Here is a 15,532-nt window from a genome sequence, read left to right as displayed (position 1 = left end):
GCGTGGCAATCGATAGAAATGGCGCGAAACCTTAGGTCGCCGATAGCCGGGTGATCGACGTGCGGACAAAAAGTCGGGTAACTTATAGGACCTTCGTTTTGACATCCTTCCCCGCCACCGTTCCTGGTTCCGCATTCGCGTGTCGCTCAGTCCCCCACGAGACGAAGCATCGATCGCGGTCCGCGATCGTGTTTACATCGACGCCAAGCGTGCTGCGATCTGGGGGCTGAGCGTCAATGTTGTGCTGGTCGTCGCCAAATTGTCCGGCGGGCTGGTTTTGCGAAGTTCCGCATTGGTCGCCGACGCGGTCAACTCGATCGGGGACGTGACCAGTTCCGTCGCCGTTCGCGCGGCGTTGCACGTCGCCGAGCAGGAAGAGGACGACGATCATCCCTACGGGCACACCAAGGCCGAGTCGATTGCGGGGTTCGGCGTTTCGTTGTTGGTGATGTTTGGGGCCGGGATCTTGACGATCGAGACGATCCGTCGATTTTCTGCGGCACCGACGATTCCGCATTGGTCGGCCGGTGTGATCGCGGCGGTTTGCTCCGTCATCAAGGAGGTCGTGTTCCGGTACACGTCACAGGTGGCCAAGCGGCTCGATTCGGCAGCGCTTCGCGCCACGGCGTTGGATCACCGCAGCGACGCGTTGGGTTCGGGGGCGATCGCGATCAGTTTGTTTGCCGCGCCGTATCTGGGCGGATTCGGACCGTTCGTGGATCCCGTCGCGGCACTTTGTGTTTGCGGCGTGTTGATCATGACCAGTGCCAAAATGTTTCTGGCGATCGCGGCCGAATTGATGGACCAGCAGGCAGACGCTGAAACGGTGGCGAAGGTGCGTGACATCGCGGCGGATGTCGATCAGGTCAAAGAGATCGAAAAGCTGCGGGTCCGCAAGAGCGGACTGGAGTATTTCATCGAGATCCACGTTCAAGTCGACGGCCAGTTAAGCGTCGATCAAGGCCACCGCATCGGGCACGAAGTCAAGAATCGATTGTTAGCAAACATGCCCCGGGTCAGGGACGTGCATCTGCATATCGAACCGTGGGACGGGTAAAGAGTTCTCTTTGCTGCTCGGGACGCGACTCTGGCAGGTGAAGTAAAACTCGTGATTCACCGTTCGACCTCCCCTCGCTACGCTCGACCCTCCTGCCAGGAGGGTTGCTGTAAAAACTGCACGACCTCCACACGGGAGGGTGACGTGAATTGAAATTCAATCCATAGAAAACGTTAGAGTCAGCACATGTCAGATTTGAAATGTCAGATTTGAAATTTGGCGTGGTGCCCCAGTTCAAAATCATCGACCTGAAACCTGGAACCTCGTTACGTGGCGCCAGCGAGAGCTTGGAGTTGGACGGTGGCCCGGCCTTGTTCTTTTTCCAGGTAGGCGCGACCGAATTTGACGTTGACGTGGTCCCAGGGCAATTTATCAAGCAGTTCGTATTTTTCGTGGACCTGTCGTTGGACGTCGATGCCGGCGTCTTCGATGGCGGACCACCACCGATCGGGATCCAGGTGTTCGGTCCAGCCGTCCATTCGCGCGCCGCGCTCCCAGGCCAGGCGGATGGCGTTGCCGGTGCGTCGATCGCCGCGGCTGAGGACGCCTTCGAGCAAGCTGGTTTCCACATTGTGGCACTTGATGTTGACGCTGCGGATTTTGCGGCGGCTCCACATGTACTTGTGCGCCCAGTGGAAGTACTCGCGGCTTTGCATGCCGTTCCATTGGTACGGCGTGTGGGCTTTGGGGACAAAGTTTGACACGCTGGCGGTGACGCGTGCGTAGCGTCCTTTGACTTCTTTGCCGACCGTGGCGATGGTTTCGGCCAGATCGACGATCCCGTCCAGGTCGACCGGTCGCTCGCCGGGCAGGCCACACATGAAGTACAGTTTGACGCTGTCGAATCCGTTCTGGAACGCGTTGCGGCAGCCCTCGATCAGGTCGCTGTTTTTGATCTTCTTGCGGATTTGTTCGCGCATGTCGTCCCGCGCGACTTCGGGGGCGAGGGTCAACGAGCTGCGTCGATCGGTGCCGATCAATTGGGGCAGCGATCTTAATTGATCGTTGACCCGCAAGCTGGGGACGCTGATGTTGACGCCGAGCGGTTTGAAGACTTCGTGCAGCCGTTTGACGAGCGGTTCGAAATGCGGGTAGTCGCTGCTGGAGAGCGAGAGGATGCTGATTTCGTTGTGGCCGGTGTTCAGATAACTTTCCCAGGCGGCATCGACGATCGTGTCGACTTCGCGGATTCGCAACGGGCGTTTGATGACGGTGCTTTGACAGAACCGGCACAGGTGTGGGCAGCCGCGCATGATTTCCAGTGCGATCCGGTCGTGAACGCATTCGATGTACGGCACGATCGGATCGGTGGGCAGCGGGATTCCGTCCAGGTCGCTGATCACACTGGGGGCAAAGGTCGTGGGGACGTCGTCACGGACGCGATCGAGTGATGCGATGCGGCCGTCCTTGTAGACCGGTTGGTAAAACCGGGGCACGTAGGCGTACTCGAGCGTGTTGGCGACTTTGGCCAGGGCGTCGCTACGTTGCTGTTTTCCTTCTTCGCCGTCGGCCCAGGTTCCATCGCTGCGGCGGTAGCTCTCTTTGATCTCCAGCCACAGGTCGCAGATCGTCGGCAGGGCGGGTTCGCCGTCGCCGGTGATCATGACGTCAAAGTAGTCCGCCATGGGCTCGGGGTTTTGGCAGCACGGTCCGCCGGCGACCAGCAGCGGATCGTTCATCGTGCGGTCGACCGATTCCAGTGGGATCCCGCCCAGGTCGATCATCGTCAAGACGTTCGGGGAGCTGATTTCGTATTGCAGGCTGAGCCCGACGACGTCAAATTCCGACAGCGCGGTGAAGGTTTCCAGGGTGTACAGGGGGATCTGGTGTTGTCGGAGCAATTGCTCCATGTCCGGCCAGGGGGTGAAAACGCGTTCGGCACACCAGTCGTCGCGGCGGTTCATCAGCGAGTAGAGCACCTGCAATCCGTGATGGCTCATCCCGATCGTGTAGGCATCGGGAAAGCCGACGGCCAGTTTTCCGCGGACGCCGCGATGGTCTTTGACAACGATATTTCGTTCGCCGCCGACATACTGGGCCGGTGTTTGAACGTGCGGCCAAACGCGGGATTCAAGTAGTTTGCGTCGCTGGTGATTGATCATTCAGAAATGCCGATTCACGTGTGCGGGTGTGGTGAGTCTTCAATGGAATGCCTAAAGTGTGGTCGGTACAAGGCTACCAACGCAAGAGAAACCGAAAAAGACAAGGTGCATCCGAGCTGTGAGCGAATTTGAATCAGTTGGCAAAGTGGACGATTTCGAGATCGGCCGCGGAAAAGCGGTCCCCGTTGACGGCCGCATGGTCGCCGTGTTTCGCCAGGAAGACGGCAGCTGGCACGCGATCGACGACCTGTGTCCCCACATGGGGGCGTCGTTGGCCGAAGGGCACGTCGAGGGGACCACGGTCACGTGCCCCTGGCACGCCTGGCGATTCTGCATCGCCGATGGCACCTGGGAAGACAATCCGCGGGTCAAAACGGATTGTTTCGAGGTCAAGGTCGAAGACGATGAGGTTTGGGTCCGCGAGATCGAGACGGAGTGAGGGGGGCGCGGGGCAGCGGTGAGGCGTCGTTTTTCAGCGACGGTCGCCCGTGCGTCCCCTCCCGGACGCTCCGCATACGCATCCAGTTAAGAAGTCACCCTCCCGTGTTTAAGAAGTCACCCTCCCGTGTGCGGGAGGGTCGAGCGCAGCGAGGGGAGGGTCGAACGGTGAATCGCGGTGTTCACTTTGCCGGACAAAGGCGAGCCCCAGGTCATGCACAGAACCCACTCCTCGGGTGCGCTCGACTCTCCCAGGTGACGTCGAAAAGTGGCGGAGTTGATCGTAGCGGAAGTCGCCAAGATTTCCGCGAGCCGCCGGCCCTCTCTTGCGTTTGCTTGCTGCGCAAACGCCGTCTCACCCAGAGGGAGAGAATCTAAATCGGTCGCCAAATCCTGCATTCAAGCAATCGACCTCCCCTCGCTGCGCTCGACCCTCCTGCCAGGAGGGTGACTTTGAAAACTGCACGCCCTCTGTGCGGGAGGGTGACTGCGATTCAGCCCCTCTGATTTGACAGGCTGGAAGCCTCTCCCACTGGTCTTACAAGCCTCGGACCAATTCGAGCGTGTGGGATTCGCCGACTTTGAGGACGACGGGTTTGGAATCCGTTTCGGCGATGACGTGGTTGGCCCAGGCCGCGGCGTCTTGTTCGATCGGCGGCCAGGTGTTGTAGTGGGTCGGCAGCACCACTTTGGGTTCGATCAATTTGATCGCTTCGATGCTGTCGTGGATGCCCATGGTGAACACGTCCCCGATCGGCAGCACGGCCACATCGGCTCCGCCGGCGTACCATTTCATGTCGCTGTAATAGGCGGTGTCGCAGGCGAAATAGATGCGGAAGGTTTCGAATTTCAGCAGGAATCCTGCCGCCGATCCGCCGTAAGAACCGTCCGGCAGGCTGCTGCTGTGCAGGGCGGGGACCATTTTGGCGGTTCCGTCACCGAGCGCGACGTTGCCGCCGACGTTCATGGCGACGACGTTTTCGAAACCGTGGTTCTTTTTGAACCATTCGGCGATCTCCCAAGTCGCGATCAGCTGGGCGCCGGAGTGTTTGAGCACCGCGGCGACGTCGCCGACGTGATCGGCGTGGCCGTGGGAAAGGAGCACATGGGTGGCGTCGGCGAACTGATCGGCCGAGACTTGAGCTTTGGGGTTATCGGTGAAAAACGGATCCAGCAGAATCCGGGCGCCTGCGGTTTCGATCAGCCAGCTTGCGTGTGAGAGCCAAGTGAGTTTGATCATCGAGTTCGATCTTCCTTTTGTTGATGTTTAATGTGTTCGAGGGAGGTGCCGTGAGCGGCCAGCAGTTGATTGACGTACAGGTGCTGAATTTGTGCTTCGCTGGCCTCGGGATTCCGGCTGCGAATGCCGGCCCGCATGACCTGTCTGACTTCTTCGGTCAATTGGAATGCTTTCGCGATCCGTTGCTCGCCGGTCATGTTGCGCCAGATGTTCCGCCAGACTCGCAGGGATTCGCGTCCGGCTTCGGTTTCCGCGGCGATGCGGTCTTCGAGTTTGGTTCCCGAGATGCGATGGGCTTTGTTCATGGATGAACCTCGGCGAGAAGTTCGGTGAGCGTTTCGCTGTGTTCTCCCACGTGTCGATGTAGGTATTCCATGTCAAGCGAATCTGCGAGCGTGCGCAGGAGATTGACGGTATCGGCTCGCTGTTGTGATGAACCGCCCAGTTGGGCGTTCCAGCGGAGTTTAGAAAGAATAACATCTTCAGCGGTTGCGATGTCGGATCAAAAATCTTCACCGCGGAGTCGTGCGATTTCCATGGCGTCCTTGTCACCGCGGCCGGACAGGCAGACGACCAGGTTTTCGGTTGTGGGCATCTCGGCGGCCAGCTTCATCGCTTTGGCCAGTGCGTGACTGGTTTCCAGGGCGGCGATGATGCCTTCGCTGCGGGCGAGTTTGTCGAAGGCGTCCATCGCATCGGCGTCACCGCACTGGATGTAGTCGACGCGGCCGGTGTCTTTCCAGTAGCTGTGTTCGGGGCCGACGCCGGGGTAGTCCAGACCGGCACTCATGCTGTGCACGTCACAGGTTTGGCCGTCTTCGTCTTGCATCACGTAGCTGTAACTGCCGTGCAGCACGCCGGGCGATCCGAAGGACATGGGGGCGGCATGGTCGCCGGGGTTGCTGCCACGGCCACCGGCTTCGACGCCGACCAATCGCACGCCCTCGTCTTCGATGAACGGATAGAACATGCCGGCCGCATTGCTGCCGCCGCCGACACAGGCGACCACGCAATCGGGCAGCTTGCCGAACACGTCCAGCGATTGGTCACGTGTTTCGCGTCCGATGACGGCTTGGAAATCGCGGACCATCATCGGAAACGGGTGCGGGCCGATCACACTGCCGATGATGTAGTGCGTGTGCTCGACCGAGGACATCCAATCGCGCATCGCTTCGTTGACGGCATCGCGAAGGGTTCGCGAGCCGGATTCGACGGGGCTGATCGTCGCACCCATCAGCCGCATGCTGAACACGTTGGGTTTTTGTCGACGAATGTCTTCGGCGCCCATGTAGACCGTGCAGGGCAATCCGAAGTGTGCACAGGCGGTCGCGCTGGCGACGCCGTGTTGGCCGGCGCCGGTTTCGGCGATCACGCGAGTTTTTCCCATCCGCAGCGTCAGCAGCGCCTGTCCGAGCGTGTTGTTGATCTTGTGCGCCCCGGTGTGATTCAGGTCCTCGCGTTTGAGCCAAATCTGGGCCCCGCCGGCGGCTTCAGAGAGGCGACGGGCGTGGTAAAACGGGCTGGGGCGACCGACGAACGTTTTCAGCAATCCGTCCAGTTCCCGCTGGAACTCCGGATCTTTCTTGGCCAGTTCGTATTCTTCGGCCAATTGATCGAGTGCGCGGGTCAGGGTTTCGGGGACGAATCGGCCGCCGAATTCGCCGAATCGGCCTTTCGCATCGGGGACCGCCGCCGTCGCGGGCTGTTGGGAAGGAGCACTGCTCATCGTAGGTTTGCCAAAAAGGTATGCTTCCATAGTCACTTCATCATCTTCACCCGGCCGTCCAAGTTGGTCAACGCGACGAAACCCAGCCTGATGCGATTCCGCCGAATTGCCGAGGCGGCGACGCGGACGGTGATCGGTGTGGATTTCAGCGGCGCCGCCGAGTCCGGAAAAACGGCTTGGATCGCCGAGCTTTCCGCCCCGGTTCCGCTACCGCTGGCCGCCCCCGCCTCGTCGCGTCTGGCCAATCGCTCGGCCCGTTTTCGACTGGTGTCCCTGCAGCCCCTGGGGCGGCTGGCCGGCGGCGACGACCGCGATCAAGTCAATCGCTACCTGGTCGACCGCATTGCATCACAACCGAAAACGTTTTGGGGCTGTGATTTTCCGTTCGGATTGCCGATCGAACTGGCGATCGGCGATTGGCGGGACCAATTGTCGCATGCCAGCGAGTTCGACGGTTCGGCCAAGCAGTTTGGGTTATCGCTGGTCGAGACGACCGAGCGTGCGCTGGGAACCAAGCATGTTCGCCGCACCACGGACCGGGAAACCCAAACGCCGTTTGATTGTTATCACTACCGGATCATCTATCAGACGTTTCACGGCATGCGCGATGTGCTGGCGGAGCTGGCCGAGAGACCAAGTGTCGTCGTGTTGCCGTTTCAATATGCCAAGGCGAACCGCGGCACGGCATCCTCGATCCTGGTCGAAGCCTGCCCGTCGTCGACGTTGAAGCGATTGGAATTGCCGCACCAACGCTACAAGCAGTCCGGCGGAAAGCCACCCGAGGCGACACACAAGCGGACGCGGCGAACAATCTTGAAAGCGGTCTCGCAGTACGTCGACATTTCGGCGCATCGGCGACGCGTGATCATGAACGATCCCGGCGGCGACGCGCTCGACGCGGTGCTGGCCGGCCTGGGGGCCTGGTTGGGGTTCGCCAGAGCCGATCATGCTGCGATCCAGACCCACCCGCGCTATGCTCGCGAAGGGTTTGTGTATTGTTAGGCGTGGGGTAAGCATCCTGCTTGCCGTTGGTAGGGGGCGGAACGCAAGCTGGAAGCTTACGCCACGGGGAACGCAAGCTGGAAGCTTACGCCACTTAGGGAGTGATGATGCCTGAATTGCCTGAAGTTGAAACGATGCGCCGTGGGATCTCGCCGATCGTGGGGCAGCGGATTCGTGCCGCCGAGCGGCCGCCTTGCGAGCGCAAGCCGATTGTGTTTGAGCCCGCGATCGGACCGTTTGATCGGCGGGTTCGCGGGCGGCGGATCACCGGCATCGATCGGCTGGGCAAACGCGTGATCATTGAATTGGAAAACGCGCAAGCGATCGTGATCGAACCGCGGATGACGGGGCTGGTGCTGTTGAGCGATCCGCCGGGGCCGGAGCATCTGCGTTTGCGGCTGATCCTCGACGGCGATGCTGCTGCGGAGATGCTGTTTTGGGATCGGCGTGGGCTGGGCACGGTGCGACTGCTGACGGCGGACCAATTGCGGCGTGACGTCCGCGATCGGTTGGGGCCTGACGCGACCCGGATCACCGCGGAGCAGCTCCGTGAAAATCTGCGTCACAGTCGCCGCGTGATCAAGGTCGCTTTACTGGACCAGGCGGCCGTGGCGGGGATCGGAAATTTGTACGCGGCCGAAATTCTGTTCGTCGCCGGGGTCGATCCACGCACCCGTTGTGACAAGCTGAGCCGGCCGCAGTGGGAGCGTCTTCATGCGGGGATCGGTTTGGTGTTGGGGGAGGCGATCGAGCATGAGGGCAGCACGCTGTCGGACGGGACGTATCGCAACGCGCTGAACAACGAAGGCAGCTATCAAAACTACCATCGGGTCTACGATCGGGCCGGATTGGGGTGCGGTCGCTGCTCGGTCGGAAAGATTCGCCGAATCGTCCAGGGCCAACGGAGTACATTTTTTTGCCCGATTTGCCAACGGAAAACGGGGCGACACGGCTCGGTGGGAGAAATCGAAGTTTCGCGATCGGTGGCTGAGGCGGTACAATCGTAGGCTGAGCGTCAAACGGGCCACCACCCTCCCCCTTTCGGAATCATGATGCCGATTTCATCCAACCGCCGCGATTGGTTTCGCAACACCGCCCTTCTCGCCGCCGGCGGTTCGCTCGGTGCGTCGCTGATCGGACCGCGGGCGTGTGACGCGGCTGCCCGAAACCCCTCTTGGGAAACGGCGACCCAAAAAGCGTTGGCCTGGCTGGCGCGGACGCAATCCTCGCGTGGGCATTGGAACACCCAGGTCTATCCGACCGCCATGGCCGCGCTGGCCGGAACGGCGATGATCGGCAGCGGATCGACGACCACCCAGGGACCGTATGCCAAAGAGATCGCCAGGACGTCGGATTACTTGATCAGCAAGAGCCGCGACAACGGGCTGATCGGCGACCCCACGACCGACCAGCGCTACACCTATGGGCATGGGTTTGCGATGCTGTTCTTGTCACAGGTGCTCGGCGAAGAGGGCTTGTTGGATCGCCGACGCGAGATCGTGGATGTGCTGACCCGAGCGGTCGAGTTCAGCGGCAATGCCCAAACGGCGGCCGGCGGTTGGGGCTACGTGTCGGCGGCCGAGGGCAACGACTTTGATGAAGGCTCCACGACGATCACTCAAGTCCAAGGGCTGCGGGGTTGCCGCAACGCCGGCATCCCCGTCAGCGGCGACGTGATCGAGCGTGCCAAGGAATACATTTACGGCTGCAAGAACAAGGACGGCGGGATCAGTTACAGCAGCCGTCAGCGCGGCAACAGCCGACCGGCGATCACCGCCGCCGCCCTGGCGGCACTCTACAACGCCGGCGATTACGACAGCGAGCATGTCCCGGAAATGCTCGAGTACACCAAGAAGGAACTGCACGGCATCAGCGACGGTGCCCGCGCGTTCGGCCACTGGCATTACACGTACCTGTATTACAGCCAAGTGGTCTACCGTCAGGGCGATGAATTGTGGCAACCGTTTCGCACCAAGTTGTACGAACGCATCACCAGCCAGCAACGTCCCGACGGGAACTGGGAAGGCCAGATCCATCCGGTCTATGTGACCGCGTGTAATCTGATCATGCTGCAGTTGGATTACGGCTACCTGCCGATCTATCAGAGGTAGTGTTCGAATCAATCGCACCGATAGCAGCGGGAACCCGCAGATCGTTGTACGACGTCCTTTCCAGGTCGTCGCGCAGAGTCCAACAGACGACGGCCCGGAAGGGCCGTCGTACTGCGGAAACGCCCGCCGTTCACTGTCAAATTGGCGACGGTTGCGGCTTTCGTGCGAGGGTCTTTCGGGCGACCGCGAACCAGCTGGACTGTTGCAAATCGCGGTAGGGCGAGTCGGCTGGCAGGGTTTGCATCAGGTACTGATCCGCCGCTCGCAAATTGTGATACGGCAGCGACGGAAACAGATGATGCAGCGCGTGAAAGCGAATCGAAAACGGATACAGCAGCCACGTGAAGAAATCGCGGCCGGTGAAATTGCAGGAATCGTGCATGTGATCCGACGGCGTCATCTTCGTTCCGTCGCTTTCGAAATGATGATCGGCGAGCAAGCGTAGTTGATTGAGCAACAGGACGCTGATGCCGAGCGAGTAGAGCATCGGAATCCGCGTCCATTGATGGATGCCCAACAACACGAGCGCCGGAATCAACGTGGCGCGGATGCACGTGAGTATCTCGACCGCCGTGATGCGGCGCCGATCGGCCTTGGAAACCCGTCGCACGTAGTAAGGATTCATCATCAGCGATGAGCAACGGGTCAATACAAACGTCCGTAGCTTGGGATGCAAGAACGTAAGCGGTGTGATGATGAACCGCACGGTCACGATGATTGGAAACACCAATACCAGCAGCGCGTAGCCGAACATGCTGGTCCAGTTGCCGCGTCGGAAACAATTGACGATGTATTCGGGGTCTTGCTTCGTTCCGTACAGGCGGTGCGTATGATGATCGCGGTGGTGTGCCGAAAAGAACGGCGAAGGGGCCAGCATCATCACGCCGGCGATCAGATTCCATGCGACCTTGTACGCACGCATTTCATGTTCGCCCAAATGGGCGACTTCATGAACCAGTGATCCGGCGCGGTACAGCCAAAACACAGCGATCGGAAACGCGACGACTTGGTAGACCGACCAGGCTTCCGCGGTCAGATAGACAGCCGCCGCGGTGTACGCCAACGCGATGCTGAACAAAAAGTCTCGCCAGTAGATCCATGATGAAACGCGAAAGAAATCGACATCGGCGTCGCGCAAGGCGACTTTCGACTCATGCACCCAGTGCTCTGAACAAGCATCCATCAACGTCTCCGGCTGGTCGGTCTGGCCGCTGCCTTCGGAAGGTCCGCGTCCAGGTGAAGCCGGTAGCGTAGGCGATCGCTGCACCGTTGTAGAGACGAACTTGGCCATGCAGCGCCGAATGTTTTTCGCGCCCTGTCAAACTGGGCGATGCCGTGTCGTCGATGTGATGATTTGTTTCGTGCGGATTGTTTCGATGTGGTTGCCTTGACCACCGGGCGTGGGTGGAAACCGCTACACGGGACGGTGGGGCGTTCGTGCGGGTTCGGTCATCTGCAGGTGAACCATGTCGCGGTAGCGGCCTCCGCCGTCGACCAATTGCTCGTGCGTGCCGACTTCGACGATGTGGCCGTCTTCCAGGACGACGATCTTGTCGGCATTGCGAATCGTGCTCAAGCGATGGGCGATCACCAGCGAGGTTCGGTTCTGCAACAGTTCTTCGAGTGATCGTTGGATCATTTGCTCACTTTCGCTGTCCAGATTGCTGGTCGCTTCGTCCAGGATCAGGATCTTGGGGTCGGCCAGGATGGCGCGGGCGATCGCCAGGCGTTGGCGTTGCCCGCCGGAGAGTTTGACGCCGCGTTCGCCGATCACGCTGTCGTAGCCGTTGGGAAGTTTTTCGATAAATTCGTGCGCCGCCGCGGCCCGGGCCGCGGCGATGATTTCGGCGTCCTGGCAATCGCGTCGGGCATAGGCGATGTTGTCGGCGATCGTGCCGTCGAACAAGAACACCTCTTGTTCGACGATCCCCAACAAGCTGCGGTAGGCGTCCAGGTTGATCTCGCGGAGGTCTCTGCCGTCCAGACGGATGCTGCCTTCGGCGGGATCGTAGAACCGGGCGATCAGATTCGTCAGCGTCGTCTTGCCCGCGCCGCTGCGGCCGACCAGGGCGACGGTTTCACCGGCTGCGATTTCCAGTGAGATGTTTTGCAGCACGTTGGTGTCGGTGCCGGGATAGCGAAAGGTCAGGTCGTTGATCGCGATGCTGCCGGCGGTCGACGTTTTGCTGACGTGGACGGCGTTCGGATTGGTGGGCAGTTCGCTGTCGACTTCCATCACGTCCAAGATGCGATCCAGACCGGCGAGGTTGTTTTGAAATCCGACGGCGCTGCCGGCGATGGTCGCCAGCGGGTCGAGCAACATGGTCAGGTAGACGAGAAACATCATCAGGTCACCGAGCGTCAGGGCGCCATGGATGATTTGGTAACCGCCATAGAGCAGCAGCCCGGTCGAGGCGAGCGGGATGATGACTTCCCAGATCGTTTCGATGATTCGGGTCCACCACCAGGTGAAGAGTTGTTGACGCACCAAAAAGCCGCCTTCGCGAACGAATTTGGCCGATTCGCGACGCGACCGCGAAAAGGTGCGGACGACACGGATTCCGCCAAACGTTTCGGTCGCATTGGCGTCGATCTTTTGGCGTTGTTTGCGGATGTCGCGGTACAGCGGCCGAATGCGATTGATCCAGGTGCGGTGCGTGACCCAGACGATCGGCAGCAACAACATTCCGCCGACCATCAGTTTCCAGTCGACGAAGACCAGGATGATCAGGCTGCCGACGAACTGGATGATCGCCCGCCAGGGGTTGTACAGCATCGAAAAAATCAGATCGGCAACGCCCCCGGCGTCCTCGCGGATCAGGCTGGCGACACCGCCGGATTTCAAGTCATAGACGCGTCCCAGGGGCAGCCGGATCGCGTGGTCGAAGACTTTGCGGCGGATCGTGATTTGCGCTTGATTGACCGCTTTGGTGGCGGTCCAACGGCTGAACAGATGGACGATCGTCGCCAGAATCGTCATCACGACGACCGCGGCGGCGATCCACAGCAGCCGCTGCATCTGGTCGGTCGGCCAATCGAATTCGGCGAGCCAGGACGGCAACGGTTTGGGCGGATCGGTCAGCACACAATCGATCGCCAGTTTGGTTCCCACCGGCGGGACCAGCCGCAACCCGATCGCGATGCTGAGGAAAAACAGGGCGACGACGATTTGTCCGCGGTGCGGCCCGATCAGTTTCCAAAATTCGCGGATCAGTTCCCAGAAACCGCGCTCACGCGTGCCCAACTTGATGGCGCTGCGGGCGGCACCATGATGGCCTGTGGGGCGAACTTTCTCGGTATTTCGCTGGCGAACGGTCTGGCGATAGTCGTCAAATCGGTGGCGGCTGGGCAGTGTAGGCATGCACTATTGGTAGCGCCGGGGGCGGCCGATGACAAGGTGGCGATCAATGTCACTTGCTTTGGCTGTAAAGGTGTTAGCGGAACGGCGCGAGCGGGCTGTCGATTGAGTCGGTTTCTGCTGAGTCAATGGTGAGCCGCTGGCCGTAAGGCCTCGGGCAGCGTCGCAGTGCCCGGCCGCTTACGCGTCGCGGCTCACAAAAACGACAGCCCGCGAGCCGTCCGGTTGCGTTTCAAAAACACCGTGAATGACCGGAGGGCTCGCGCCCTGCCGCTACCAAAAACACCCCGCTTGGCGTCAAAGGAAGTGGCTAAGTGGCTAAGTGGCTAAGTGGCTAAGTGGCTAAGTCGCATGGGGCGCAGGGTCAATCCGCCAGACCCCCGGCTCGATGCGTCGCATCGGCAGGTCGTGTTGTTTGGATAACTGGTCGAGGAATCGATCACCGCCCTCACGCAGGTCGATGATCAAGGTGATGTCTTTCTTGGCGATCCACTCAGCCAGCCCGGAGACGCTTTGGCGGTCGAGCAGATCGTAAAAGTATCGGCGATCGGTCCTGAAATCGTCACCGCGATGAAACCAGGCGAACGCTTCGACGTAGGGGTCCGACCAGAAAACGCCTTGGCGAATCAACCAGTAGTGCTGGGTGGATTCCTGAGACAACAGCAGGGCGCGGTCGGACGGTTGCAGATAATGGGGACGCAAATCGGCCAGCGAGCGGGTCCAAGGGATCGCCTGCCAGTCCGCCCGACGCCTGCTCACGCCGGCGATCTCGACATCGAGCAAGCTGTTCAATCCCCGTAGGCGCTTTAGTGGTGTCGCGGTTTCAAAGCGGAACGCCAGCGCCGAGACGACGACGAAAACCAGTGATGCCATGCCGACCACGCGTCGGACACGCCGCGGGATGCAGCTGGCCATGGCCGACGCGACCACGGCGAGCGCGATCGGGTAGGCAAACCAATGCAGTCGCTCATAGCCGGCGGCATAATGTGGAAACCGCGTCAGGAAGCTGCCCGAGACCAGCCACATGCCCCACAGCATGCCGACCGCGATCAGGCCGGAACCGAACAGGCGTCGTGTGCGACCGTTGCCTTTGCCGATCCATCCCAACACGCCGAGCACCAACACGCCGAGATGCATCATCGCCAGCAGCCCGCACCCGGTGATCAACGAGTGCTTCAAATGAAATCGCCCGCCCACCCACTCGGTCGTGTCGCACGGAAGCGGCGTCCCGGGAATCGTGTTGTAGAAACCGACCCAATAATGAATCGGCCTTCGGTCCAGCGATGCTTCGTAATCGATTTGAATGATTTGGCGAATCTGTTCGTGGTTGCTTTGCGCGTCACCGATCAGAACAACGCCAAGGCACAACAACAACGTCGCCACGGCCAACGTGGCGACGCGGCGAATGCCCGGCCGATCAACGGGGGTGACGAGGATGCTAAACGGTGCGGTGAGCAGTAGCAGATAGATCGCCGTCAGCGGATGGAAACGCACCAGGGCGGGCAGCAAGCCGAGCAGCGGAATCCAATAGCGAGACTTGCCATGGATCCAACCTCGCGCAAGCCAAAGGGTCGCGGGGATCAGAAAGAACAACGCAAAGTCTTTGTCCAGCAAGAGATTATTGGTGATGCGAAACGAATAGTTGAACGCGTTGAAGTTTCGATACCAGAGCAACACCGGTCCCAGCATCGCGAGCAACACCAGCGGATAGGAAGCACGCCGGCCTGCCAGTGATCGCAGGGCCTCCACCAGGCACAGCAGCACCGAGAACGCGACCGGGATGGTTGCATAGCGAAGCAAGACTTGATCGACCGCGATGCCGCTGGTGTGGGCGATCATGGCGGGCAGCGAATGCCAGTAGTGTGCCATCCAGCGGGGCATCGGCTGGTCGACTTCCATCGCCGCCATGCCGATCGACGAAACACGCAGCGATGCGTGCCGGAGCATGTCTTGCTGCTGCAGCAGAAACTGATGGATGTCGTTGGATCGGGGTGTGCGGTAGACGCAGACCGAGAACACGATCAAGGTGATGATCACCAGCGTGTGTCCGACCGGCCAGCGGGGACCGCCCACCACAGGACCGCCCAGGGCTGGACCGACCGGGGCTGGACCGACCGGGGCTGGACCGCGGAGGCGATCGTGACGCCAGATCCCTGCGGTCAGCAGTCCCGCCGTCCAGATCGCCAAGTACGTGTTCATGCCGAATCCGCACAGGGACGCGGTGAAAGCTAGCAATCCGTGCAGCGTGATGGCGGAGATCATCGCGGCCAAATAACGCCGCATCAGCGCGCCGTGGTTGCCGACCCAGGAGGGCGCGATCAGCCAGCCCAGCGCCACGAATCCCGTCCAGGTCAGCTGAACACGGACATCGGCCAAATTGCCTGGGCCGAGGGCGAGCGTTGCGATCAGCAGTGCCAACTGGATGGCAAACAGCGGCATCAGATCGCGAAGCAGCGGCATGGACGGCGAGTGAAGACGTGAGAGGGAAGGGCCGGGGG

12 protein-coding genes are annotated in these 15,532 nt (G+C 60.6%); 5 read left to right on the top strand and 7 right to left on the bottom strand.

The features are described 5' to 3' along the window. Positions 1-139: 139 nt before the first annotated feature. Entirely contained in the window at positions 140-1,057 is a 918-nt protein-coding gene (locus Enr13x_RS31315; RefSeq protein ID WP_197455482.1) for a cation diffusion facilitator family transporter, read from the top strand. Between the two features lie 266 nt (positions 1,058-1,323). Here Enr13x_RS31315 and Enr13x_RS31310 read toward each other — a convergent pair whose 3' ends face one another. Next, positions 1,324-3,159 carry a TIGR03960 family B12-binding radical SAM protein gene (locus tag Enr13x_RS31310; protein WP_145390863.1) on the bottom strand — a complete coding sequence of 612 codons (1,836 nt, stop codon included), beginning with the start codon at positions 3,157-3,159 and terminating at the stop codon, positions 1,324-1,326. 118 nt (positions 3,160-3,277) lie between these two features. Here Enr13x_RS31310 and Enr13x_RS31305 point away from each other — a divergent pair, with 118 nt between their 5' ends. Next, positions 3,278-3,598: a Rieske (2Fe-2S) protein gene (locus tag Enr13x_RS31305; RefSeq protein WP_145390862.1), complete on the top strand. Its 321-nt coding sequence runs from the start codon at positions 3,278-3,280 to the stop codon at positions 3,596-3,598. Positions 3,599-4,135: 537 nt separating this feature from the next. Here Enr13x_RS31305 and Enr13x_RS31300 read toward each other — a convergent pair. The 3 genes from Enr13x_RS31300 to trpB form a co-directional block, all read right to left on the bottom strand. Then, complete coding sequence (locus Enr13x_RS31300; protein ID WP_145390861.1) at positions 4,136-4,837, bottom strand: metal-dependent hydrolase; 702 nt, start codon at positions 4,835-4,837, stop codon at positions 4,136-4,138. Then, complete coding sequence (locus Enr13x_RS31295) at positions 4,834-5,142, bottom strand: hypothetical protein (RefSeq protein ID WP_145390860.1); 309 nt, start codon at positions 5,140-5,142, stop codon at positions 4,834-4,836. The genes Enr13x_RS31300 and Enr13x_RS31295 overlap by 4 nt, the downstream gene beginning before the upstream one ends. A gap of 197 nt (positions 5,143-5,339) precedes the next feature. Further along, positions 5,340-6,563 carry a tryptophan synthase subunit beta gene (gene trpB, locus Enr13x_RS31290; RefSeq protein ID WP_145390859.1) on the bottom strand — a complete coding sequence of 408 codons (1,224 nt, stop codon included), beginning with the start codon at positions 6,561-6,563 and terminating at the stop codon, positions 5,340-5,342. A gap of 90 nt (positions 6,564-6,653) precedes the next feature. Here trpB and Enr13x_RS31285 point away from each other — a divergent pair, with 90 nt between their 5' ends. From Enr13x_RS31285 to Enr13x_RS31275, 3 genes are all read left to right on the top strand, one after another. After that, positions 6,654-7,565, top strand: coding sequence for a DUF429 domain-containing protein (locus tag Enr13x_RS31285; RefSeq protein WP_145390858.1), 912 nt, complete (start codon positions 6,654-6,656; stop codon positions 7,563-7,565). A gap of 107 nt (positions 7,566-7,672) precedes the next feature. Then, complete coding sequence (mutM, locus tag Enr13x_RS31280) at positions 7,673-8,572, top strand: bifunctional DNA-formamidopyrimidine glycosylase/DNA-(apurinic or apyrimidinic site) lyase (RefSeq protein ID WP_145392790.1); 900 nt, start codon at positions 7,673-7,675, stop codon at positions 8,570-8,572. Between the two features lie 45 nt (positions 8,573-8,617). Next, complete coding sequence (locus Enr13x_RS31275) at positions 8,618-9,676, top strand: prenyltransferase/squalene oxidase repeat-containing protein (protein WP_145392789.1); 1,059 nt, start codon at positions 8,618-8,620, stop codon at positions 9,674-9,676. A gap of 136 nt (positions 9,677-9,812) precedes the next feature. On the opposite strand, the gene Enr13x_RS31270 is transcribed toward Enr13x_RS31275, so the two are convergent. The 3 genes from Enr13x_RS31270 to Enr13x_RS31260 form a co-directional block, all read right to left on the bottom strand. Then, positions 9,813-10,859, bottom strand: a complete 1,047-nt coding sequence (locus Enr13x_RS31270; RefSeq protein WP_197455481.1) for a fatty acid desaturase family protein — start codon at positions 10,857-10,859, stop codon at positions 9,813-9,815. Between the two features lie 231 nt (positions 10,860-11,090). Continuing rightward, on the bottom strand, positions 11,091-13,037 hold the full coding sequence (locus tag Enr13x_RS31265) for an ABC transporter ATP-binding protein (RefSeq protein ID WP_145390856.1): 1,947 nt from the start codon (positions 13,035-13,037) through the stop codon (positions 11,091-11,093). 339 nt (positions 13,038-13,376) lie between these two features. Then, positions 13,377-15,494: a hypothetical protein gene (locus Enr13x_RS31260; RefSeq protein ID WP_145390855.1), complete on the bottom strand. Its 2,118-nt coding sequence runs from the start codon at positions 15,492-15,494 to the stop codon at positions 13,377-13,379. Between the last annotated feature and the right edge of the window lie 38 nt (positions 15,495-15,532).

The sequence above is a fragment of the Stieleria neptunia genome (assembly GCF_007754155.1).
Lineage (GTDB): Bacteria > Planctomycetota > Planctomycetia > Pirellulales > Pirellulaceae > Stieleria > Stieleria neptunia.
This window is presented reverse-complemented; position numbering and strand designations above follow the sequence as displayed.